Annotated in this window: 22 protein-coding genes and 1 tRNA gene; 9 read left to right on the forward strand and 14 right to left on the reverse strand. The window is 38.4% G+C overall.

The genetic code is table 11. The features are described 5' to 3' along the window. Window positions 1–2: 2 nt before the first annotated feature. From mgtE to pth, 8 genes are all read right to left on the reverse strand, one after another. On the reverse strand, window positions 3–1355 hold the full coding sequence (gene mgtE / locus DHD80_RS10150) for a magnesium transporter (RefSeq protein WP_251741056.1): 1353 nt from the start codon (window positions 1353–1355) through the stop codon (window positions 3–5). Beyond that, a complete protein-coding gene (rsmA, locus tag DHD80_RS10155) occupies window positions 1336–2148 on the reverse strand; it encodes a 16S rRNA (adenine(1518)-N(6)/adenine(1519)-N(6))-dimethyltransferase RsmA (RefSeq protein WP_251741057.1) in 813 nt (270 codons plus the stop codon). The genes mgtE and rsmA overlap by 20 nt, the downstream gene beginning before the upstream one ends. A gap of 18 nt (window positions 2149–2166) precedes the next feature. After that, window positions 2167–2475 (reverse strand): DUF4286 family protein, encoded by a 309-nt coding sequence (locus DHD80_RS10160; RefSeq protein WP_251741058.1) that lies wholly within the window; start codon window positions 2473–2475, stop codon window positions 2167–2169. Window positions 2476–2490: 15 nt separating this feature from the next. Then, on the reverse strand, window positions 2491–4233 hold the full coding sequence (locus tag DHD80_RS10165) for a tetratricopeptide repeat protein (protein ID WP_251741059.1): 1743 nt from the start codon (window positions 4231–4233) through the stop codon (window positions 2491–2493). A gap of 107 nt (window positions 4234–4340) precedes the next feature. Continuing rightward, a complete protein-coding gene (gene serS, locus DHD80_RS10170) occupies window positions 4341–5612 on the reverse strand; it encodes a serine--tRNA ligase (RefSeq protein WP_251741060.1) in 1272 nt (423 codons plus the stop codon). Between the two features lie 60 nt (window positions 5613–5672). Next, window positions 5673–6992, reverse strand: a complete 1320-nt coding sequence (locus DHD80_RS10175) for an HTTM domain-containing protein (protein ID WP_251741061.1) — start codon at window positions 6990–6992, stop codon at window positions 5673–5675. Beyond that, on the reverse strand, window positions 6985–7920 hold the full coding sequence (locus tag DHD80_RS10180; protein WP_251741062.1) for a bifunctional riboflavin kinase/FAD synthetase: 936 nt from the start codon (window positions 7918–7920) through the stop codon (window positions 6985–6987). The genes DHD80_RS10175 and DHD80_RS10180 overlap by 8 nt, the downstream gene beginning before the upstream one ends. 6 nt (window positions 7921–7926) lie before the next feature. Then, window positions 7927–8553 (reverse strand): aminoacyl-tRNA hydrolase, encoded by a 627-nt coding sequence (pth, locus tag DHD80_RS10185; protein ID WP_251741063.1) that lies wholly within the window; start codon window positions 8551–8553, stop codon window positions 7927–7929. Here pth and DHD80_RS10190 point away from each other — a divergent pair. Then, window positions 8492–8716, forward strand: a complete 225-nt coding sequence (locus DHD80_RS10190) for a hypothetical protein (RefSeq protein WP_251741113.1) — start codon at window positions 8492–8494, stop codon at window positions 8714–8716. The two genes, pth and DHD80_RS10190, sit on opposite strands and share 62 nt — an antisense overlap. Window positions 8717–8780: 64 nt before the next feature. Here the strand turns inward: DHD80_RS10190 and DHD80_RS10195 are convergent, their stop codons facing one another. The 3 genes from DHD80_RS10195 to DHD80_RS10205 form a co-directional block, all read right to left on the reverse strand. Then, window positions 8781–9446 carry a 50S ribosomal protein L25/general stress protein Ctc gene (locus DHD80_RS10195; RefSeq protein WP_251741064.1) on the reverse strand — a complete coding sequence of 222 codons (666 nt, stop codon included), beginning with the start codon at window positions 9444–9446 and terminating at the stop codon, window positions 8781–8783. A 461-nt stretch (window positions 9447–9907) separates the two neighbouring features. Continuing rightward, window positions 9908–10846, reverse strand: a complete 939-nt coding sequence (locus DHD80_RS10200; RefSeq protein ID WP_251741065.1) for a ribose-phosphate pyrophosphokinase — start codon at window positions 10844–10846, stop codon at window positions 9908–9910. A 129-nt stretch (window positions 10847–10975) separates the two neighbouring features. Then, on the reverse strand, window positions 10976–11722 hold the full coding sequence (locus DHD80_RS10205) for an NIPSNAP family protein (RefSeq protein ID WP_251741066.1): 747 nt from the start codon (window positions 11720–11722) through the stop codon (window positions 10976–10978). Between the two features lie 281 nt (window positions 11723–12003). Here DHD80_RS10205 and DHD80_RS10210 point away from each other — a divergent pair. Then, window positions 12004–12086: transfer RNA gene (locus DHD80_RS10210), tRNA-Leu, on the forward strand. 278 nt (window positions 12087–12364) lie between these two features. Here DHD80_RS10210 and DHD80_RS10215 read toward each other — a convergent pair. Beyond that, window positions 12365–13708, reverse strand: coding sequence for an IS110 family transposase (locus tag DHD80_RS10215; RefSeq protein ID WP_251741067.1), 1344 nt, complete (start codon window positions 13706–13708; stop codon window positions 12365–12367). A 343-nt stretch (window positions 13709–14051) separates the two neighbouring features. On the opposite strand from DHD80_RS10215, the gene DHD80_RS10220 reads away from it, so the two are divergent. The 7 genes from DHD80_RS10220 to DHD80_RS10250 all read left to right on the forward strand — a co-directional run bounded on the left by DHD80_RS10220 (window position 14052) and on the right by DHD80_RS10250 (window position 20301). Further along, the gene (locus DHD80_RS10220) at window positions 14052–14888 is read left to right on the forward strand and encodes a DUF932 domain-containing protein (protein WP_251741068.1); all 837 of its coding nucleotides are present in this window, start codon (window positions 14052–14054) and stop codon (window positions 14886–14888) included. 962 nt (window positions 14889–15850) lie between these two features. Further along, window positions 15851–16195 carry a single-stranded DNA-binding protein gene (gene ssb, locus DHD80_RS10225; RefSeq protein WP_251741069.1) on the forward strand — a complete coding sequence of 115 codons (345 nt, stop codon included), beginning with the start codon at window positions 15851–15853 and terminating at the stop codon, window positions 16193–16195. A 77-nt stretch (window positions 16196–16272) separates the two neighbouring features. After that, the gene (locus DHD80_RS10230) at window positions 16273–16653 is read left to right on the forward strand and encodes a DUF6876 family protein (protein WP_251741070.1); all 381 of its coding nucleotides are present in this window, start codon (window positions 16273–16275) and stop codon (window positions 16651–16653) included. Window positions 16654–16664: 11 nt separating this feature from the next. Continuing rightward, window positions 16665–16862: a hypothetical protein gene (locus DHD80_RS10235; RefSeq protein WP_251741071.1), complete on the forward strand. Its 198-nt coding sequence runs from the start codon at window positions 16665–16667 to the stop codon at window positions 16860–16862. A 429-nt stretch (window positions 16863–17291) separates the two neighbouring features. Beyond that, on the forward strand, window positions 17292–17672 hold the full coding sequence (locus DHD80_RS10240; protein ID WP_251741072.1) for a BfmA/BtgA family mobilization protein: 381 nt from the start codon (window positions 17292–17294) through the stop codon (window positions 17670–17672). An 11-nt stretch (window positions 17673–17683) separates the two neighbouring features. Further along, a complete protein-coding gene (mobB, locus tag DHD80_RS10245; RefSeq protein WP_251741073.1) occupies window positions 17684–18715 on the forward strand; it encodes a MobB family relaxase in 1032 nt (343 codons plus the stop codon). A gap of 5 nt (window positions 18716–18720) precedes the next feature. Next, on the forward strand, window positions 18721–20301 hold the full coding sequence (locus DHD80_RS10250; RefSeq protein ID WP_251741074.1) for a type IV secretion system DNA-binding domain-containing protein: 1581 nt from the start codon (window positions 18721–18723) through the stop codon (window positions 20299–20301). A gap of 14 nt (window positions 20302–20315) precedes the next feature. Here DHD80_RS10250 and DHD80_RS10255 read toward each other — a convergent pair whose 3' ends face one another. Both DHD80_RS10255 and DHD80_RS10260 read right to left on the reverse strand, forming a co-directional pair. Further along, window positions 20316–22124 (reverse strand): ATP-dependent helicase, encoded by a 1809-nt coding sequence (locus tag DHD80_RS10255; RefSeq protein ID WP_251741075.1) that lies wholly within the window; start codon window positions 22122–22124, stop codon window positions 20316–20318. Between the two features lie 2 nt (window positions 22125–22126). Beyond that, the gene (locus tag DHD80_RS10260) at window positions 22127–24094 is read right to left on the reverse strand and encodes an AAA family ATPase (RefSeq protein WP_347709967.1); all 1968 of its coding nucleotides are present in this window, start codon (window positions 24092–24094) and stop codon (window positions 22127–22129) included. Between the last annotated feature and the right edge of the window lie 26 nt (window positions 24095–24120).

Genomic DNA, 24120 nt, shown 5'->3' on the forward strand with positions numbered 1-24120 from the left:
TTTTAGAAGCCTAAAATTGCTTTTGCGATAAGGAAATAAGTCAGAATTCCGAAGACATCATTACTGGTCGTTATGAACGGACCCGTGGCCACAGCAGGATCTATATTATTTTTACTTAGAATGATGGGAATAAAGGTGCCAATCAAAGCGGCGAGGACAATCACCGAGATCAAAGCGATCCCGATACTTATGGATTCCAAAGTCGTGGTTCCAAAAATATAATTGCTGATTATAAAAACAATTATAGCAATAGAAATTCCATTCACCAAAGCAAGTCCAAATTCCTTTAATAAGCGGTTTATGATATTGCCACGCAAACTATCATTAGCCAATCCCTGTACCACGATTGCGCTTGATTGTACCCCAACGTTTCCTGCGGTTGCCTGAATAAGCGGCACAAAAATTAAAATATTCGGGAAACTTGTGAGGATCGTTTGAAAGCCGGAAATAATACTCGCAGCTCCAAGACCTCCAAACATCCCGATAAGCAACCACGGTAATCTGGCACGGGTCTGTTTAAAAATGCCATCATCTGCCTCAACATCTTCCGAGATACCTGCAGCCATCTGGTAATCCTTTTCAGCTTCTTCCCGAACAAAGTCCAGAATATCATCAACGGTAATCCTTCCCACGAGACGATTCATTTCATCTACCACAGGAATCGCTTCCAGATCATATTTTTGCATCACCCTGGCCACTTCTTCACCATCAGTATGCACATTTACATAATCAACCTGGGGAATATAAATATCACTAATATTCTCGTTGCTAGACGCTGTTAAAAGATCCTTTAAAGATAAACGGCCTTTTAATTTATTCTTTTCATCCACGACATAAATAGAATGAACACGGGTCACATTTTCCGCCTGTTTGCGCATTTCGGCCATACAGCCCGTAACACTCCAGTTCTCATTCACCTTTACCAGCTCTTTCGCCATTAAACCACCGGCAGAGTTTTCATCATAGCGCAAAAGTTCCACGATATGATCGGCATGTTTTTGGTCTTCAATTTCCGCGATTACATTTTGCTGGAGTTCCAGGGAAAGTTCTGAAATGATATCGGCGGCATCATCGGTATCCATTTCATTAAGCTCCGAAGCAATCTCTTTGGGCGAAAGGTTATCAAGAATACGCTCCCGCACATTCTCTTCCAGCTCCATAAGAGCTTCGGCAGTTTTTTCGCTATCCAGAAGTTTAACGATATAAGTTGCTTCTTCCAGACTAAGTTCCGTGAGAATTTCAGCAATATCAGCGTGATGCACATCTTCCAGATGCAACAAAAGTTCCTCATCGTTTTTCTCTTCGATAAGGAATTGGATTTTATCTATTAATTCATCACTTACTTGAAACTGCATATGGTTCTATCATTTTCGTGAGGTCTATAAACTGCTGAAATCCCAATTGTTCCGGGCGCTTGTCAAAGATAATATCTTCCCTTAAATTACCTGGAAGATTTAAACTTTTTAAGCTATTCCGAAGTGTTTTTCTGCGCTGATTAAAAGAAGTTTTCACAACCCGGTAAAAAAGCTTCTCATCACAAGCTAAATGAAAATTTTCCTTGCGCTGAAGTCTTAAAACCCCGCTATCTACTTTCGGCGGCGGACTAAAAACCGAAGGGGGCACGGTAAAAAGATATTCGGCGGTGTAAAACGCCTGGGTAAGCACACTTAGAATTCCATACGCCTTACTTCCTTCTTTTTCACAAATGCGCTTAGCCACTTCTTTCTGGAACATCCCCGAAAATTCAGGAATTTGATCTCGGTGTTGAAGCACCTTGAACACAATTTGAGTTGAAATATTATAAGGAAAATTTCCAATGATGGCGAACTCTTCAGCACCAAAGAGAGATTGAAGATCAACTTTTAAAAAATCTTTTTCATGGATTCTATCACGAAGGTGAAGATAATTACTTTCCAGAAATTCAACACTTTCCCGGTCGATCTCGATCACGTGGATTTCAGCATCTTTTTCCAGCAAATATTTAGTTAAAACGCCCATCCCGGGACCAATTTCCAAGACTTTATAATATCCCGAATAACTTAGGGTATCCGCAATTTTCGAGGCGATATTTTCATCTTTCAGAAAATGCTGGCCCAGATGCTTCTTGGCCCTCACATCCCCGGAGGTATTTGGTTTATAATTTTTCATGTTGAAATATTCTGAAGATTATAATTCAGTGATTACTTCTAATTCCGTTCGAAAAGAAAGTATTTTGTCCCCAAAACGCTTTGTTTTCTCTCTTAGTTTCGGAGCATTTTCAGCATAATAGCTTTTTAGTTTTTCCTTATTTTCCGCAGTATATTGAACAGAATAAGTGATCCCGCCCATAGTTTCCTGCTCCATGACCCGTGTCATTAATGCTTTAATAAATTTTCCTGTTTTCAACATTTCAGGAATATGCTCGTTTTTCATCCATTGCAGCCATTCATCATGAATACCTTCCTGAACGTTAATTGTAACGTTATAAATTATCATTATTTTCTTTTGAGATTATTCTAAAGTATCCCCGCGCAGCGATCGAAACTTTTTGCGTGCATCGGTAAAATAGATACTGTCGGCAAAGTTAAAGATAATTTGCTCGTAATAGTTTTTTGCTTTTTCAGGCTCGTTGAGCTGATTCGCATACAATTCTGCCAGAAAATAATTGGCATTATCGGCCAGGATTTCCTGGCCAAAAGCAGCTATGATCTGGAGATAATTAGATTCAGCTTCTTTAAAATTCTTTTCTTTTTCGAACAATTTTGCCTGGGAATACAGCGCCTCATCTTCGATTTTTTGCCCCGAATAGCTAGCGATCACATCTTCCAAAGCTAAAATTGCTTCACCGTTTTTTTCCTGAAATGCCAGTAAATCTGCCCTCGCATATGCCTTTAAAGCAGCCTGGGTGGTATCTTCCAGGGAATTATCCTGGATCAATAAACTTAATTCCATCGCATCATTGGCGATAAGTTGTGAAGTTGATTTTTTAAGAATATCCAGTTGGGTTTTAGCCCATTTAAAATCTCCCTTATAATAACTGGTCTTGGCCACTTTAAATCTCGCATCCTGTGAAATCTCATCGTTCTTGACCAGGTTCTGAATTTGGGAATAATAGATCAAAGCTTCATTGAATTTTTCTTCGATCACCAAAATATCGGCAAGGGCCATTTTTACTTTGGCCAGTTCAAAATTTGAAGAAGTGGTTTCAGCGGTATTTTTTAAGATTACCACGGCTTCCTGTTCTTTTTTGAGGCGGAAGGCCAATAAATTAGCATAATCGATCTGAACATCGATCGTTTCAGGACCGTAACCATATTCTGCTAAAAGCGTTTTAAAACCCTCTTTCACTTTTTTCAAATGTTGTTTCTCAACCGTTTCCAGTTCAAGGTTCAATAAAAAATGCCGTGCCTGTAAATTAAAAGTCCTGGAAGGTGACTCTTCAATGGTATAAGCGATAATTTCTTCAGCATCTTCATAAGCCTTCGCGTTTTTTGCCATGACAGCCAGGTTCAATAAACCCTGAAGATCGCTTTCGCCGCGTTTATACACCGCCCGTTCCTGGGCAAAAGCTTTGTCAAAATCATTTTGCTGCACAAAAAGCCAGCTTAGCATTTGATTATATAACACAGAAGGATTTTCCTGAAGCCGCTTCAATAATAATTTTCTAAAAATGATATTTGCTTCATTCCCGGGATCATCAGAAATATAACGGCTAAATTCGCGATTAGCGATGCCATAGAATTTCATGTCATCTTCGATGAGGTTCAGATAATTTCCGAACATTTTTTCAACCTGTCCCTGTTCCCCGTAAATTTTGGCAAGCTGAAGGTTATAGTTTTTATCCGGGCTCATTTCCATAGCGCGTTCATAGGCTTTGGCGGCATAATCCAACAGATTGTATTGCTCAAAACTTCGGGCAATTCCATAGGCATAATTTGGCCTGCCTTCAAGGGACTTTAAGGCTTCCTCGTAGAATTGAACAGCTCGCTGCTTTTTTTCCTGAACTTCGAAATTATGGCCTAATTCTATGAGGATAGTGGGATTATTTGCTGAAGAATTCAGCCTTTCCATTAATAATTTTTCGGCTATATCAAAATTTTCTAGTTGCTGGTGTGTGGAAACCATCGCATTGAAAATAATAGGATTCGCGGGATTCTTTTCGTGAAGTTTTTCGTAGATATTTAAGGCCTTTTCATATTCCCCCTGATCATAGAAATTCCTGGCCAGTTGCTCACTTTGTCCAAAAAGTTGCAATCCAGCTAAAATTAAGAAGCTTATGAAAAAAATAAAACGCATCATGTAAATATAATCATTTACATAAATAGACCTCCCAGGTTTTAAAAACCTGGGAGGTCTGAAAATTAATTAATTATATCAAACCCGCAATAAGGCCTAAGCACTTCCGGAATTACAATTCCATCTTCGGTTTGATAATTTTCTAGAATTCCCGCAAGCACTCGTGGTAAGGCTAAAGCGCTTCCGTTAAGCGTGTGGGCAAGTTCTTTTTTATTCTCTTTATTCTTAAACCTCAGTTTTAAACGATTTGCCTGAAAAGTTTCAACATTCGAAACTGAACTAATTTCCAGCCAGCGATCCTGAGCGGTTGAGAAAACTTCAAAATCATAAGTGAGGGCGGCAGTAAAACCAAGATCCCCTCCACAAAGCCTGAGGATGCGATAAGGTAATTTTAAATCCTTAAGTAACGCCTTGATATGATCTACCATGCTATCAAAAGCCGCATAGGAGTTCTCCGGAGTTTCCAGTCTCACAATTTCCACTTTATCAAACTGATGTAAACGATTGAGTCCGCGTACGTGAGCTCCATAAGATCCGGCTTCTCTTCTAAAACAAGGCGTGTAGCCGGTACACATTACCGGAAAATCACTTTCGTTCATTAAATTCTCACGGAACATATTGGTCATGGGCACTTCCGCAGTAGGGATCAAATAAAGGTCATCCCCGGTCACATGGTACATCTGGCCTTCCTTATCTGGCAACTGTCCTGTTCCAAAACCTGAAGATTCATTCACCATTAGGGGCAATTGATATTCAGTATATCCTGCTTCAACCGCTTTATCTAAGAACCAGGTGATCAAAGCACGTTGAAGCCTGGCGCCTTTTCCTTTATAAATTGGAAATCCCGCTCCCGTAACTTTATTTCCTAACTCAAAATCTATAATATCATACTTTTTCGCCAGTTCCCAATGCGGTAAAGAACCTTCCGCTAGAACCGGAATATCTCCTTCTTTATAAACCTCTTCATTATCTTCTTCACTTTTTCCCGCCGGGACCGATTTATGTGGAATGTTGGGAATGGTATAGAGTAATTGCTGAAGTTTTTCTAAAATTTCCCCAAGCTCATCAGAAAGTTTTTTTGATTCTTCCTTTAAATTACTGGTTCTCTCTTTCAGCAAATTTGCTTTTTGCTGCTCCCCATTTTTAAACATCGTTCCAATCTCTTTGGAAAGTTTGTTGGAAGTTGCCAGGGTTTCATCTAATTGAGTTTGCGTAGCCCTTCTTGATTCATCCAAATTTAGGACTTCATCAAAAATAGCTTCAGCATCAAAATTTCTCTTTTTAAGCGCCTGGATATAGGCAGCTTTATTTTCGGCAATATTAGAAACCTGTAACATGCTTGCGGTTTTACTTAAATTAAAATTAAGCCGCAAATGTAACAAAAGCAGGGAAGAAAATTAGTCTTGCTTTGAAGGTAATATCCAATTCTTGTGACGAAAATGTGGCCATTTTTCTGCAGCGAGATTTACTTTGGGATCAATAAAGGGTTGGTAAGGTCTTCCGTTTACGCTAACTTTCGAGTTCACATAAACCTCAACCTCTTTTCCTTCTTTTTCATATTTCTTTTCCAGACGCTGCGCAAACTGCCAGATCATGTCTGGTTTGGAGCCAATGGCGCGAAGTTGCTTTCTGCCTAAATAGGCTTTATTATCAATAAAAATAGTATCTGAAGTTCCTTTTTCTACCACTTTAAATTTTACACTTCCGCTTTTGCCCCGCAGCATCATTCTCCAGCTTAAGCGATGCCCTTCTTCCGTCCAGAGCACGTCGTCCTTAAAGAACCAGTGCCGCAAAGGCAAACCAATCTGGATGATAAACCAGATGCTCATGGCGGTAACAAGAAAATTTCGGTACGACGGAACAATTATTTCATCCCCGTCATAATGCTCTTTTTTATTCCGAAGAAACCATTTATTGATCTTTTCAGTAGGGAAAAAGAAGATGCAAAATGCCAGGGACATATAGGGAAATATGCCAATATGAAAAATAAAACTATTGAAAAGATGGAAGAATATTGCCGCAATGAAAATGGGCAACCTGGTGGGTTTCCACAGTAAAAGCGGAATGATCAAAAGGTCAAATAACAATCCAAAATAGGCAATGGCATAGCGGATCCAGGATTGCTGAAGAAATTCCCCAACCAGCCAGTAATCTGCTTTTCCTTTCATTAAAATTGCAGGGAAACTACCATCCAGCCAGTCCGGATAAAATTTGGCTACGGAAGCATAGGTGTACACAATAAACAGCTGTAGAACGATCACGATCCAGACCCAGCGCGGCATGGAAATCTTACTAATTTCAGGGTTTAATTTTGCATCGATAGAAAACCAACGATTTGCAGGCAAAAAACTCATGATCATACAGAGCAGCATGAGCAAATAATAATGGTTGTTGTAGGAGGATTTTTGCATGAGGTACACGCCAGACCACATAATCCCGTAGCAAATAATGCTCATTCTATATTTAAAACCGAGCATAACAAAAATCCCGAATATTCCCATGACACCATAATACCAGAGCATTCCGTTGCCCGGTAATGGCTGCAAAAATTCAAAACCTATAAAATTAAAAGTGAATTGAGGCTCGATGAGTGTCCTCTTAATCCAACCGGTGAAAATTGCCCCGAAAGCTTCTACAGAAATTAAAAATCCGAACAGGGCGCGAAATACCACCAGTGCAGCATTATCCACCTGTTTGAAAAGCAACCTGTTAAGCATAATTATCCTGAATAAACTGCCTGCTAAAAGCCTGATCCTGTTTCATGGCGGTTTTTAATTCTTCAATAGAACTGAATTTTTTTTCATCGCGAATACGCGTGAGCATTTCAATGGAGAGATAAGAACTGTAAAGATCCTGGTCTATTCCAAAAAAATAGGTTTCTATTGTTTTCTCAGTTCCACCCACGGTTGGGTTGGTACCAATATTCATCATTCCATACACCATTTCCTCACCAATTTTTGCCCGTACTACATATACCCCGTTCCTTGGGACCAGCTTGTAATCTTCTTCCAGGAACAAATTAGCGGTAGGAAAGCCAAGGTCTTTCCCCATTCCTTTCCCACGTACAATTTTTCCGGAAAGCGTAAAAGCCTGTTCGAGATAATTATTGGCTTTTTCAACTTTCCCTTCTTCCAAAGCTTTTCTAATTTTTGTAGAACTCACCGCCACTTTTTCAACTTCCTGCTGACAGATCTCTTCTACTTCAAAATTAAATTCCTCGCCAAATTTTTTCAGATCATTGATATCTGCAGAACGATTTCTTCCGAAGCGATGATCGTAACCAATTATGATCTTTCTGGCGTTTAGTTTATGCACTAAAATATCCCGAACAAATTCCAAAGCGGTCAACCTTGAAAATTGATGCGTAAAAGGATGAATGACCAAATGATCTATTCCTGTCTTTTCCAATAATTGTTTGCGTTCCTGAATGGTATTAATAAGCTGAATCCCACTTTCCTTTTGTAATACCATTCTGGGATGGGGGAAAAAGGTAAGCACTACAGATTCCAGGTTATTTGCCCTGGCTGAATTATTTAGCCTTTCAATGATCTTGCGATGACCTGCATGAACACCGTCAAAAGTTCCAATGGTTACTACAGTTGGTTGTTCAATATTAAAGGCATTCGCGCCCTGGTACACTTTCAAATCCTGCTATTTTCCGTTAAATGTATTCATTGTGTTATTGATTCCGGCGGTTCCAAAAGAAAGTATTACTTCAGCAGATGTCTCTAAACGTTCCGTCATCGTATCCAGTTCATCATTCCCCCATTCTCCCAACACATAATCTATTTGCCTGCCTTTAGAAAAATCGTCACTTATTCCAAATCGAAAACGGTTATAATTTGTGGTATTCAATTGTGTTTGAATATCTTTTAAACCGTTATGCCCTCCATCACTGCCTTTGGTTTTAAGCCGAAGCGTTCCAAATGACAAATTAAGATCATCGGTCACCACCAGCAAATTTTCAGGCTGAATTTTCTCCTTTTGCAACCAGTAATTTACTGCCTTTCCGCTAAGGTTCATATAGGTGCTAGGCTTCAGCAACACAAAGGTCCTTCCTTTGAATTTGAAAGTAGCCACATCACCCAATTTTTGGGTTTCAAAGCTGATTCCCTGTTTTTCAGCTAAATAATCCAGGATCTTAAAACCGATATTATGCCGTGTATTTTCGTATTTCTCCCCGATATTACCCAAACCGGCGATCAAAAATTTTTTCATGGGATCTATTTTGTTCCCGGCCTCCTTTTTACCTATTAATCTTCCGAAGAAAGAGAGCATGCAAATTGTTTTCGTAAATATAAAATTTATAGAACAATTCCGCAGAAAAAATCGGGAAGGCTTCAAATTATCTAAAATAAAAAAGCATCCAAATCCTGAAGTTTTCAGAAATAAGGATGCTGCCTCACCCGAAACTGCCTTTCAACAGTTTCGACCTCTCTAAAAGAGAGGTAAAAAGAAAATTCCCCGAGGACAGGGCCATCGGGGAATTTTTACTAGTTAAAGAACTATTCTTGTTTTTTAGTATCTTCCCCGCCTTTTACTGCTGCCTGGTCATCAACTTCAGTAGCCGGTACTTCATCTGCTGCAACTTCATCTTCATCTTCCTCTTCAAGTTCCACAAGGTTACGTGAAGTTCTTACCTGACAGATTACCGTGTTATCTGGATGCTGAATTTTATAATCGTCGCTTTCAACCTCAGTTACATAAAGCTTTTGACCAATTTTGAGTTTAGTAACATCTGCGATGATATAATCTGGAAGATCTCCAGGTAAACCTCTTACCTTAAGACGACGTAAGTTGTAACGTAAAACACCCCCATTTTTTACCCCACGTGCAACACCTTCAGTGTGAATAGGGATTTCCATAGTGATGGGTTTATCTTCAAATATCTGATAGAAATCTACGTGAAGAATGGCATCGCTTACAGGATGAAATTGAATATCCTGAAGAATCGCGTCGAAACCTTTTCCACTTTTCAGCTTGATTTTTACCGTGTGTACATCTGGAGTATACACTAAATCTTTAAATGCTAATTCCTCTGCTGCAAAGTGTAGCGGTTCACCATCTGTCCCGTACAGTACGCAAGGAACCTGTCCAGCATTACGTAGGTCTTTGGTTGCCTTCTTGCCCACGCTTTCTCTCTTAGATCCTTTGATCGTAATTGATTTCATTTGTTTTTTATTTGTTATGACAGCTGTTGTCAAGTTCGCTCTGAACCGCCTTCAACTGTTTAAAAATTTAGGCTGCAAAAGTAATAAAAAAAATTAATGTACCAATGTACCAATGTGGAAAGCGGATGTTGGATGTTGGATGTTGGATGTTGGAGGTTGGAGGTTGGAATATGTGATAATAAAATTTTATGTATATCCGTTTATTGTCATAAATATTTATTTCGTCACCCTGAATTTATTTGACTCCGTCGAATTTTCGATTTCAGGGTCTCTATTACTGTAATGATTACAGAACTATAAGATTCTGAAACAAGTTCAGAATGACGTCTCTTATCCCTTTATGACACTTTATGGACAATAAAATTAAATATTTAGTTTCAGTTTACATGCAAATATGCGTTGTAACTATATCATCTACCATTTCCCTGCAATCTTCTAGCTTCAAGCTTCAAGCTTCAAAATTACATCACAAATTTAGAACTGATGGATTTATTTTCCTGAACGCTTCTCATGACATCAGCAAACAATTCAGCACAGCTTACCACCTTTATCTTTTCGCATTTTTGTTTCAGCGGAATAGAATCGGTTACAATTAATTCCTGAAGTTTGGATTTTTCGATCCTTTCATAAGCATTCCCTGAAAGGACCGGGTGGGTACAAATTGCACGAACACTAAGTGCCCCGCGTTCCATCATAATATCTGCCGCCTTGGTTAAAGTTCCGGCGGTATCTACCATATCATCAACCAATACCACATTTTTACCGTTTACATCCCCTATTAATTCCATATGGGAAATAACATTTGCCTTGGCCCGTTGCTTATAACAAATCACCACATCACTCTCCAAAGCTTTAGAATAGGCATAAGCTCTTTTAGAACCACCCATATCTGGAGAAGCAATGGTAAGGTTATCCAGATTTAATTTATTTAAATAGGGAAGAAAAACTGTGCTGGCATACAGATGATCTACAGGTTTTTCAAAAAATCCCTGAATTTGATCGGCATGCAAATCCATCGTAATAATTCTTGTAGCACCAGCGGTTTCCAGGATACTGGCAATCATTTTTGCCGCAATGGGCACCCGCGGTTTGTCTTTCCTGTCCTGTCTTGCCCAACCAAAATATGGCATTACTGCGGTGATATGTCTTGCTGAAGCCCTTTTGGCGGCATCCAGCATTAAAAGCAATTCCATAAGGTGATCTGCTCCCGGATTTGTAGATCCAATAATAAAAACCCTTGCTCCACGAACCGACTCTTCGAAGGAAGGCTGGAATTCGCCGTCGCTATAGGTTGAGGTAATCACATTTCCGAGTTTACTTCCGTAATGTTCGGCGATTTTTTCTGCGAGTTCACGACTCTGATTACAGCTAAAGAGTTTGGCTTCTATGGTCTCAGGCATGGTTGGGATATTTGTTGTGTTTGTAGTTTACAAATTTAGAAATATTTCTTTTGCTGCAAGGAATATTCTGTGAACTCAAAATATTTACCGGGAAGATTTAATCTTCAATGCATTTCCGGAAATTCTAAATTATAACTGTGAATACGGCAGGGTTTTTAAAAAAACCCTGGTAATATCTGAAACCGTATTAGTATATTCATCAAGTTTTGAAATACGTTTCCACTCAGGGTTCTTGCCGAAACCGGCCCAGGCTTTTTCATGTTCCGCTTTGTCCTTAAACGCGAGCATATAGGTTAAAGAAGGCATTTGCCCTCCCGAGATATTCTTTCCGAAAAATACGGTGTGTAAACCAACATTCTCGAAAATTTCAAATTCATTTTCATTGAACATTTTTAATTTCCTTCTTAATGCATCTTCATTAGAACTTTCATAAATCCTTAATTCAAATTGATTCAAGGCATCATCAGGTTTCACAAGATTAGGAAATCCCCAGGTAGATCTTATGAGCCTGCTTTCATACCTTTCAAAAGGAATCTTATCTACAGGGAGATTACTAAATGCTTCAGAATCGGATAAAAATTTCCCGTCCTGTTCAATTTTATCGTTAATTTCCGCATATGCCTGCATACTTTCATAGGGGATAAGGAGATATATTTTTTTAGGCAAACTTTCCCCACTTTCCTCAAAAGCTCCCACCTTATTTAGTCCCTCACGATTGAGGGCCGGAATTAGCGCATCCTTAAAATAATCATGCAAAGTAGCCTCTGAAACACCAAATTTCATATCATATACCCTGAGCTCATAAATTTCAGACTGTGCCAAGGATGACATATATAAAAATAGGCTGCAAATAAAAAAGATAATTTTAGAATTCATGTTTTTATGATATTTATCCTGGAAAGATACAATTATAAATTTTGCTTTAGCCCCAAAAGAGACCTCTAGACCAGTCTTAGTATATGATTATTTTTTACATCCTTTAAACTGGTTCAATAAAAAATATGACTGATATATTATAAAAATACTCATAGTAAAATCGGATAAATTTCATTTTTGAAAGCAAATTTTTTTATACTTTTGCCCTCCACTAGCTCGAGTGGCGGAATTGGTAGACGCGCTGGATTCAAAATCCAAATTTGAGAAAGGAAAAAAAGTATGCCGAAGTGGTGGAATTGGTAGACACGATGGATTCAAAATCCATTGCTCACAAGGCTTGCGGGTTCGATTCCCGCCTTCGGTACTAAAAAAGCTGAGATGAAAATCTCGGCTTTTTTTATGACTTGGTACAACATAGGTACAACATTTTGTTATTTTGAAGACAACATTCTTATTGATATTAAATCGTTTCATTTGTCATTTATCTTTATGAATTACCAAATAGGATAATAGATTCTGCCAAATCACAACCTTTTTTCTTCGGAAGGGAAGTTTATTATCATACAATATACACGCAAGGTAAACTCGCAAAATACTTCCATCAAAAGACTTCTATATAACTCCTTCTTAAATATTTGATTATCAAGCTGCTTCTTCGAGTTCCTTTTGTATGTGGGCAACCTTTTTCTGCAAGTTGTCGAGCCTCTTTTGTTGGCTGTGCCTTTTCATTTTTACTAAAATGGATTCATCGTATTCAACCTGTTGTGTTACCATGGTGTAGACTATGGATGCCAGTTTGTTCCCAGTTGCAATCGCGGCCGCCTTACCGCCATTTTTAGCCCTTTGGATTCGGTAATAATCACCCAAAGGTCCCTTGCTTTTCCAGAGACAGCTGCCAGATTTCCTGAAGATATGCCCCGCAGTGTTCTTCTTGTTCATCAAATGGCTGCTTATCAGCTTCCCTCCAGATTGTTTGTTGTTGGGCACGAGGTTAAGCCAAGAGAGGAACTGTTTCCGTGTCGGCCATTTACAGAAATCGCTTCCCATTTCCCCCAGAATGTTCAGACCACTCAGGCTATCTATACCGTCTATTTGGGTAATGTCCACACCCAATTGCGTTTTTAGGTAACTGTCGACATCAAATTTTGGGGTGTTCTTGTTTTTCGTTTTTCTGCGTTTCTTAATGGGGCTTTTCTCCTCGCCCAGAATTTCGATTGTTTCCCTTTTCTTTAATGCCTTTTCTATTTTTTCATCGCACTGCCGTATCTGTGCGTGCACGAAATGGAAGGCATCGTACGCCTGTTGAAGGGTAAAAAGGTATTCTTCCCGCCATGTCCCTTCCAGGGATTTCATTATGGTCTCCTTGCTCGCCCTGATGCACCTGTCCCTGAGTTCCGCTAATATTTCCGTATCCCTTTCCCCGTTCAGGATTGCGCTAACGATGGACATGCCTGTTTTTCCTGCAAGATCCCTAATCACCTTGTGCAGCTTTATGTTCATCTGTTCCATGGATTTCTGCATGTGCTGGAGGTAGCGGCTCGCCTGACGGATCAGGTTCTGCCGGTGCCTGGTGTAAGTGCGCAATTCCCGAGTATAGTTGTCCGGCTGGAAACTGTTCGACAAAAGCCCGCAGCTATGTAGCTTCTGTATCCATTCGGCATCGCTCATGTCCGTTTTCCTGCCGCTTACGTTCTTGACGTTTCGTGCGTTTACCAGAAACACCTCGAAACCGTAGTCTTCCAAAAGAAGGAAAAGATTGAGCCAATAGATGCCCGTTGATTCCATGGCGATAGTTGTAATACCACATTTTTTAAGCCATCTCGCTATTTGGTGCAGGTCGCAAGTGAAGGCGGTGAATCGTCTTACTCTTTCATCGTCCCTATCTTCAGGGACTGCCACCCAATGTTCCGTGCTACCGATGTCGATGCCCGCTGCATTTGGGTTCAACATGGCCATTTCGACCACTTCTTTTTTTGTCTTTTTCATCTCAGTACTGTTTTAGGTTAAACAAAGAGCCTCGGGTCCGCCCATTTTTACGTTCTGTAATCTTCTATAAGGGATTGCTGGGCATCACCAATGAAAAACCTACAACGGGAGGGACCAGACTACGGCAAGGGTTTGAAAACACCAATTTCTTTTAGGTCTTGACTACCCGAAGCTCCGTATGTAAAGTTATTGAATTTTAAGACCCAAATACTTGTTTTGGAGGTTACTACGGCATAAAGCCAACGCAACATCCTACGCTTATTTATTCCGTTTCCTTTTGAGCTGAGATTTTAGCTTCCGTTTGGGTACTGCTCAAATATTGTTTAATCTAAATTCAAAAGCTATGTATTTACAAAATTTGCAACAGGATGAAATCTTCGTACCATCAGAAATGAAATCCTTAAAAAGTCTGACCCAGATGGAATCCCGACGAGGGCTTGAAAATGTCATCATCTCTAATGGCAAAATCGTCAATGTTGTCTCGAACAGCTATGGCCATATTCCGAATCAACTGTTCTTCAGGAAAGCCGAGGAAATGCTGACCGATGCACATCTGAACTTCCACAAACGCACCATCAACAAAAATGATAGGTCGTTCATTACCGACTTTATCATCGACGACAAAAGCCAGTTTACAGTTAAGAACCATAAAGACTTGATACTACCGATGCTTCGGTTCAAAAACTCGTATGACGGTAGTGAAAAGACCTCTGGTCACTTTGGATTTTACAGAGAAGTATGTTCCAATGGCTTGCACGTCTCTCAAGCGGAAATTGAGTTTTCCATCAAGCACAGTAAGAACAATACACACCTGATAATGCCCAGGTTAAGCAATCTGTTCGATAAGTTTCTGGACAATGAATTCTATACCATTACCAAGAAATTCGACAAGATGAAGGAATTTAAAATCATCGATACACAAGAGTTCGTAAGGGCAATTCTTGACAGAACGAAACTGTTCCGATACGAATGTAGCGACAAGAATAGCGACCCGTCGAAAAAATCTCGTGAGGTCATCGAAATCTTGAACTATGAAGCGTTGTTGCTTAATGAACAACCTAATCTTTGGCTGGGCTATAATGCCTTTAATTCAGTACTTCATAATGTTTTAAAGAAAAGTTTTGGCCAACAAGAGCGGTTGGACAAGAAATTGTTCGATGAAGTTTATGAAATGGCCTAAAGCCAAAAGGTTCATCCAGTACCTCAAACTGGATTTTTTTGTTCTTGCTCTTTAAAGGTTCAATAGTAACACCACTCAGCCCATTCCCCTACATTCCGTAAAAAACTTCATTTCGGGAAAAGCGCTTCACTGCACAAGGTCTTGGACACAATCCCAAAGATTCCGATTTCCACTACGCTAATCCCGCCCAAAAGCGGGAAACGCTTCATTCCCAATCTACATCTTTGAAATTAAGTCCGCTTTAAATTCTGCTAAAGAGGATAATTCGTTTTAATAACCCGCTAAGCACATTTCCCTTCATTCCACGCCTGCCTGCTGAAAAAGCAGGTAACCACTTCATTCCGAGAAAAGAGCTTCTCTACTAAGGTCTTGGGCACAATCCCCAATTTCAGCTTTCCATTCCGTTAACCCTTCCGCTATGCTGGGAAGGGACACTTCATTCCTATGCCAAAATTGTGAATCAAGTCCGCTTTTCATCGGAAAGTCATCACTTCGATTTTCTTAACAGGATTTTCGGCGCGGTCTTCTTGAGCCCTTACTCGAAAATCCTTAAAAACCGAACCGCTGCCTTACACATTTTAAGGGGTTTATAATGGATAAAGCCTTTGTTGTTTTTCGGGGCGTCGAAAAACAGGCACGACATAACCAATTCTAGATTAAACCCAGCTGCTTATTTCGCTTAACTGTCGGTACGCTCAAACGCAACTGTGTTTAAAAGAATTGCTAATGCCCTTATGGAACTTGTCAAGACTATACAAGTTTTAGTGAAAAATAAGGCTTCTACTTCCTTGAAAACCCAAGGGTTTTACTACGTCGCAAACACACCTGATTTGTTCCCTAAAAGTCTTGACAAAACCCACTCTATCCATTGTGCTGTGCACAGAAGAAAAGAACAAACACCCCTTAAAATTTAATCTGTTTTAAATCAATAGGGGAAATATAAATCACTTAAATATTTAGTTATGAGTACTATTAGAAATCACGTACAGTTAATTGGAAACGTTGGACAAAAGCCAACCATTACGAACCTTGAAAGCGGTAAGAAAGTTGCCCGCTTCTCACTCGCTACAAACGAGTATTACAAAGACGGCAAAGGCGAAAAGCAAACGGACACCAACTGGCATACCGTAGTGGCTTGGGGCAAGACCGCTGAAATTGTAGAAAACTATATTGTAAAAGGAAAGGAAGTAGGAATTACAGGGAAACTAAAGACCCGAACCTACACAACCGATGATGGCAACCAACGCTATGTTACGGAAGTCGTAGCCGATGAAATCCTATTGCTGGGGTCAAAAAATGACAAGTAGCATCTAAAAGTTAAGAGGGCGTTATTCTCGAAAGTTGCGCCCTCTTTTTCATTATTAACTCTTTAAATCAAATTAAAATGAAAGCACAAGTTAACGAAATCAAAGAAAGATTACAACATTTTCACGGAACGGAAATGTTCTACCAAATCCCATTATTGAGAACACGTTTTACGGACGGGCTAAAATATCTTGCCAATGTAGCGGACTGTTTTTGGCTCATTACGGACACTTCCGTAATAGCAAAAAGTCTAATGAACCGAAGCGAATTTGTAACCATAGACTTCAAAAGATTATCCGAAGAAAAACAGGATTATTCTGGTTACGAAGCCGAGATAATTTACAGCGATGGTAATGATAATATTTTGGAAAAACACGGGTATCGGGCAACCGATTTTCCACTCGATGAACTGCGGTTATTTTTTGTAAATGATACGCTGATGTTACCAAGCGAATATTAAAATCGGACGTTATGATATATCTAAATTTTACCGATTTGAACGAGGAAACACAAGAGCGATTAATTGCCAGTTCCAAAGAAGATGTAAAGGAAAAATACGGCAAGGATATAATGAATTATACAACGAAGCATAATACCAATTTGGACAAGATGTTGGACGAAGAAGCGTTGCGGAATTTGTATTCCTATAAATACGTATTCAACATATAATTTATCAATTTTTAAATCGAACACCTCTGAATTTTTAGAGGTGTTTTTCCTTTCAATTAATATCAAGTCAAGAAAAAAACGTATCTTTATTTCGCTGAAATTCAGCATTCAAATTTAAGTAGGGTTATCCACTTTTCGACTTTCGCCGATAACCTTACACATCGAAAAATAACATATCGGAAAATCATTTTCCCTGAAAATGGCAATCGGCTTTTTAGCCGGATTGTATGGATTTTCGTCCCGCGTGCGGGACGAAAAGGAATAGCAAGAGGGTAACACGCTGCGCGATGTTTCGGATTCCTTTTTGTTTTCAAATAGCTGATTACCAGCGATTTGAAAATATTTTAATTTCCTGACAATCAACGATTTGCGACAAACGGGCTTGAAACGCCCATTTTTAGGGAAGATTTTGCGACAAATCGGCGAAATATGGACTCATTTATCGGAATTAGATTCAAAAAGGAAACCGCAAAACGTTTCCAAACATTCTCACGTACTTACTTCAAATCGCACACCGAGGCAATGTCAACGATGCTCGATTTTTTCTTCTACAATGAAATATCCCCAAAGGAAAAATTGGGTCCAACAGGGCGAACCATCGAAGCAAAACTCTTAAAAAGAATCAATGCAGTTATAGCCATAATGAGAGACGTCGAAAAGACACAAACCAAACCTACGGTGGCTATGATTCAATCCCTTTTTGAAACAGAAGAACCAAAGAAAAAATCGCTGATTGTAGAAAAGAAATACGCCAATGAAAAAAAGGAAGTACGCTTTCGCGAAAAGCAAAATCCAAGTAATCAACTATAAATATTTGAGCTATGTACATCACAATCACACCTCAAAAATTGGGTGCAAATTACTCACAAAGTTCAGGCGATTTTGTTGGCTATTTAGAGAAAGAAAATCAAGGTTTGGAACAACAGGATATGGAACACTTTTTTAATCAATATGGCGATGAGATTTCCGCTGAAGAAGTGGTAAAGGAAATTGATGGAAACACCGCAAAATTGAAAAAGAAAGAACCCAAGTTTTATTCGATTACGGTCAGCCCGTCAAAGTATGAATTGCGAAAACTTCAGAACAGCAGCGAAGATTTAAAAAAGTACACCCGTGAGCTGATGAAGGATTATGTGGCATCTTTTAATCGGGAAATCAACGGACGACCCATAACCATCAATGATATTAAATATTATGCGAAAATTGAACATCAACGAACGTTCAAAGGCACAGACATTCAGATTAAAGAAAACCAACCTTACGCTACAAAAATACTTCAGCTCAAAACTGAAATACGAAATATCCAAGAAGGAAGAGCTGAAGGGAATATTAAAAGGATTAAAAAAGAAATTGCCAAGCTGGAACGACAAGCACCACATCAACAAAATGGAAAACGAATTGTCCAGGGAATGTCAAAGGCAGGAAACCAAAGCCACATCCATATTATTGTAAGCAGAAAGGATGCTTCAAATTCTATTAGTCTTTCGCCAGGGAGCAAGCATAAAGCTTCCGAAGTTGAAATGCACGGCAAGAACGTAAAACGTGGCTTTGACCGAGATAAATTTTTTGAAAGCGCCGAGAAAAGGTTTGACAAGACTTTTGGCTATCAAAGAAACTTTGCTGAAACCTACAAGGCAAGAAAGGATTTCATCAAAAATCCGAAAATCTATTTTGCATCGTTGATGAAATTGCCAACCAATGAAAAAGCGATTGCGTTCAAATTAATGCGTGAAAGTAATATTCCAATAATGCCGAGTATTCCGGTCACGCAAGCACAATTGGCAATGAAAATATTTAATAGGCTACGACGTGGTGCGGAAGTGGCCATCAAATCAAGTTCCATAGGAATCTAATGAGTATGCTGATAAACGACTTTATAACGATACTTTCAATTATTGGTTTGGCCAGTACTATTTTCTATGGAATGTATAGAGTAAGCAGATATGCATTCATCATTAATTTTCTGATGCTTGGTACTCTCGTGTTTTATTTAAGCGAAGAAACCCGATTGATTATGGTAGCACTCTATTTGGCTTGCCCTCTCATACTAATTAATATAGGAATGTATGTTTTCTTGCATAAAACGGACAAGCATAAAAATGGAAATGCTAAATATCAGGTCAACTTTGCTACCACAAAAGGAAACTTCAAACTGGATAACATCAAACGTGGTGCATCAATCATTGGTTCTGCCGGAAGCGGAAAGACCGAGAGTGTTGTGTATGGATTCCTGAAACACTTCCAAGAAGAAAGTTTTTGCGGGATTATTCACGATTACAAAGATTTTGAATTGACCGAAATGGCTTATCCACTTTTTAAAGATGGTAATATTCCTTTTAAGGTCATTTCTTTTGATAAAATCATTGATAGGGTAAATCCTATTGCGCCACGTTATTTAGAGAACGAGGAAAGCGTAAATGAAGTGTCACGGGTGTTGATTGAAAACCTTTTGGAACAAAGAGAAAGTGGAACTACAGGAACAACAAAATTCTTTAATGATGCTGCGGAAGGTTTGATAGGTGGATTGATTTGGAAACTGAAAACCGACTATCCACAATTTTGCACCCTTCCACATTTGATTGCAATTTATCAATATCTGGACACGGAAAGCCTTATCCAGTTTTTGGAAACCAATACGACATCGAGGGCAATGGCAGATGCTTTTATCAGTGGTAAGGATTCTGAAAGACAGACCGCAGGTGTAAAAAGCACCCTGGCAAATGCTCTGAAACGAATTAGTACCCAACGGATTTTTATGGCACTATCTGCTGATGAAGTGCCACTCTATATAAATAGCGAAGAAAATCCAGCAGTGATTTCAATCGTGAACAACCCCAAATTCGAAACCTCCTATTCGCCTGTAATTGCTATCATTATTCACACCATTACCAAACAAATGAGCGTGCGAAATTCCAAACCTTCATTTTTGTTGATGGAAGAAGCGCCTACCATACGATTATTAAATATGCACCGTATTCCGGCAACGTTGCGTAGCTATGATATTGCTACTATTTACGTAATGCAGGATAAAATTCAGAATGATATGATGTATGGAGATAAAGCAAGCAAGGCGATTTTGAGTAACCTGTCCTATCAGTTTTTTGGGAAAGTCAATGACCCTGACACGGCTAAATATTACGAACGCTTTTTTGAGATTATAAAAGACCCAACTAAAAGTATAAGCCGAGGTCACAATCTGGATTTTGATACAAGGATTACAACTGGAGAAAAAGAAATTCCAAAGATAAGAGCCGATGTCTTTTTTAGATTGAAACAGGGCGAGTTTATTACCTATGCTGATGGGAAGGATAAGAAGGTGCAGTTTAAATTAGCCGTTATTAAAAGGGAACTTCCCAATGAAACCAAGCAATATTCTCAGGCAGATTTATCGGCAAATTTTGAGCGAGTTTATGAAGAGGCGAAGTCGATATTTAGTTGAAGAATGACAAAGTTTCAATCAAGATTAATGATTGAAATATCTTGCCCGAACTTTTCAATCAACTGCTTATCACTAATTTTGTGAGGAAACGCCATAGCCAAAAGGTGTTTAGGTCTTGACATTGCCACGTAGATGATACGTTTCTTTTCTTTTATGAATCCGTCAGCATCAGGCTCTAAATCTCTAAAATTAATATTACTTGCGTGGTTTTTTTCATCAAAAAATATTAGAATAGCATCCAATGTTTTTCCTTTAACTTGATGAACTGTGGTTAACGAGCTTGTTTTTTCAATATCTACCCGATTGAAATGAGCCGAGACAGCCTCAGTTCTCGTAGCCTTGTCAAAATATCTGGAAGTTTTCTTCATTCCAAAATCTATGTCATAATCGAGATTTAGAGCTTTCTTTACGTAAGCTGGGCATAGTTCTGACCAATCCTCTACTGTATTTAAAAGTTCTGGTAATCCTTCAACAAATTTTATAATACGGGCGTTGTTTAGATAATCTGTTTTAAGTTCAGCTCGCAAATGTCCAAAATCAACGAAAGACAATGCTCTATTTTCTAAACGAATTACAATGTTTCTTGCTATGTTAATGGCATCTTTCAAATTTTTATCGTCGAATTCAATTTTGGCAGCAATAAGGTCGTAAGCTAATTGGTTGTGCCAAGGGCGTTGTTGTGCATCTCTACCCAACATTTTGTTTCTTATACTATTACCTCGAACAACTACCTTAAGTTTTTTTAAATCCTTACTGATACAATATTCTTCAAAATGATTTATGATTTCGCCTCTATCGCCATCCTTGTATTTGTAGATAAGAATAGATTCTTTTAAATCTGTTTTACAGGCACCCAATATAGTTCGTTCATCTTCGGGTCTCAATAGAGAAAAACAATCTATGATATGTTGTGGCGATCTTCTGTTGTTTGATAAATCTAAACCAACATAATCATCGCTATTATATTTGTCTAAAAATAATTGTGGGTTAGCGTCTCTAAATTCGTATAAGCTTTGATAAGGGTCGCCAATAAATTCTATATTCTCTAATCCTTGGCTATTTAATTCTTCAAAGATCTGATGTTGCATAAGTGAGTTGTCTTGTGCCTCATCAACAATTATGTGTGGAAACCTACTCGCCAGCCATTTACATATTTTTGGATTTTTTCTCAATAGTCGTAATGCGATATATGCCGAATCATTAGTGGTTATAAGCCCATTTTCAAACTGCCATCCTTTTATATATTTACAATACTTTTCAAAAGCTTTCAAATCGACTTTGTCTTCAGACGGTGCGTTTCCGTTTACAGAATAGCTTCCATCTGGTTCTAATCTTATTGTAGATGGTAAATATTGATAATAGATACTTCTTCCGGACTTAGCTTTTAAAGAATTCATCGGATTTTTGAGTCCGTCAACCAATTGACCTTTCTTATTTGTGTATTTCGTTTTCCAAAAGGAATCTAAACGTGCATTACTTTCCAAAATTTGAGGCCTTGCAAAATTTCTCTCAAGAAGATAGTAAAATGGCAAAGTAATGTAAGTATTTATAAAACTATCTATTGTGCTAACTAAATGTGGGTACTGCAAATTAGCACCGCAAAGTTGATTATAAGTAAGACTAAGCTCATCCTTTGCTGCATTGGTAAATGAGATGCAAGCAATGCCTGAGTGATTACCATAAGTTTTTTTATACTCATCTTCAAGATTGATAATCTTTTGAGCAATTGCAGTTGTTTTACCACCACCTGGGCACGCATTTAAAACAACTTTGCCTTTAGCATCAAAATATGCTTGCAATTCGTCTGTAACATCCAATTCCATATTTACCCTTTTAAATGCTTTAGACTTTTTCGAATGTATTTTGGAATTACGAATTCCTTTCGAGCTCGCCGTATGTTTTTAAGAATGTATAGAGAGAAGTTTTGAGAAAACTCGCCTTTAGCCGGAAACGACTTCCACAATAGTATTGCTACTTTTCTCTGTTGTTCCTCTGTAAGTTCTTCGTCAATCACGGCATCCACATATTCAAGGATAGCTTCAGCTTTTTTAGGCCTTATTTTGTTGATATACTTAAATAGAAAGTTGTTTTCAATTCCCTCTTTTGTGTTTGGAATATTTGCAAGTGCCAATTCATATTCAAGAGTTTTTTCAGCAGAGAAAATTTTTATGGTGTCTTTGCCATTTATTGCGGAAGTGATATTTGGAATTCTCGATGATACGTCCGCCGCCTGAATTGAATCATCCAGTTCATCCAGTTTTTCATAATCTGTGGCAAGAAGTTTTTTAAAAGAGTATTCTTTTTTCTTTGAATCGGAAAACTTGTCGTCGTCCGTTAAAATGGAAACTGGTTTGTCAATGGATTTGTATAGTTGACTCGAATTGAACAAATGTATAAAGGGATAAAAACTTGTGCCACCAATATTGACCAGTTCTATTCTGTAATCTTCCAAACGATATTTCTTTATGGCTGTAAAAGCTGATATTAAAAGTTCTTCAGAAATACCTTCAACAAATAGTACTGCTTTGGCAAACAGTAATTGAGATTTTGTCACGTCTATATACCTTTCCAACTGTCTTTGTCTGAATCTAAAATTTGCTTGGGTTAATTCCTTATCCTTAACGGTGTCTTCTATAATCTTTTCTGAAACCCTATCTTTAAACTGCTTGCTCAATTGAAAGGCCTGACCATCCAATAATATTAGGTTCTTTAAAGGTACTTTAGAAGTTAAAGTGGGGGAATGTGTTGTAATGAATAATTGACTGTTTTTGGATTTGCTGGAATCTCTCAAAAAACTATAAAGACTTAGCTGAAGTTGTGGATGCAAATGTGCTTCGGGTTCTTCAATAAGCAGGGCGAAGTGAGGTACCTTATTATCTTTTATTTGGTCCTTAATGTCACCAAGAACTGTTGCTATGTAGATGAGATTATTTTGTCCTAAACTATTCTGCCAAAGCGAAAAGCCATCGCCTGCCAAACTAACCCTATCGTGCGGTAAGAAGGGTTTTATGGCGTTTACGATATATTCGGTTTTTGATTGCTCAATTTGAAGTCCAATCTGGTTATCTTTAAAGCGCTGATAAATTCCAGCGAGATTATTATTTACGCCATCACGGGTTTCCGAAACTTCAACTTGGGCTAAAAGTTCATCATTAGCTGTACGCATTATGCCCTCGATGACATCTTCTGTTTCATTTTTTTCAACTCGCCTTTTAATAACGCGACCTAAAACATTTCCTCTATTGGTCAATAAATCTCTGGTGCTATCCCTTAAACCACTCAAGTAATAATGCTGAAAAATTGCGAATGTACTGTAGTCTGCTTTTTGACCTTCAACATTCCCAGTATAATAAGATGAAATAGGATATTTTCCGCCTTTATCCTCGTAAGTTAGCGCAACTTGTGCATATTCATTTGTATCGTCTTCAGGGTCAATTACCATATACTCATACAATGCACCTTTTTGTGACGCCGATAAACCTTTGAACTGAAAAATTATGGTAATTTTATCTGCCCGCATTATCGTTAATTTACCCTGAGCATCTGTTTTTATACTTTCGTGAAAATCAGGAAAACCTACAGAAATATCTCTAATGGGTTCGCCCATATTGTAGAGCAATCTAATAGCATCAATAACTGCCGATTTGTTACTTCCGTTTTCCCCGATTAATATATTAATGCTACGATTAAAGTTGAGAATCATTTCTTTGATTCCTCTAAAATTTTTGATTACAAGTTTTGATAAATACATAAGCAAGTGGATGGTTAGTAAACTTGTAAATTTAACAAACATTTTCCTGCATTCGGAATTACTATAAT

The sequence above is a fragment of the Gramella sp. AN32 genome, from assembly GCF_023718305.1.
In the GTDB taxonomy this organism is placed as follows: domain Bacteria; phylum Bacteroidota; class Bacteroidia; order Flavobacteriales; family Flavobacteriaceae; genus Christiangramia; species Christiangramia antarctica.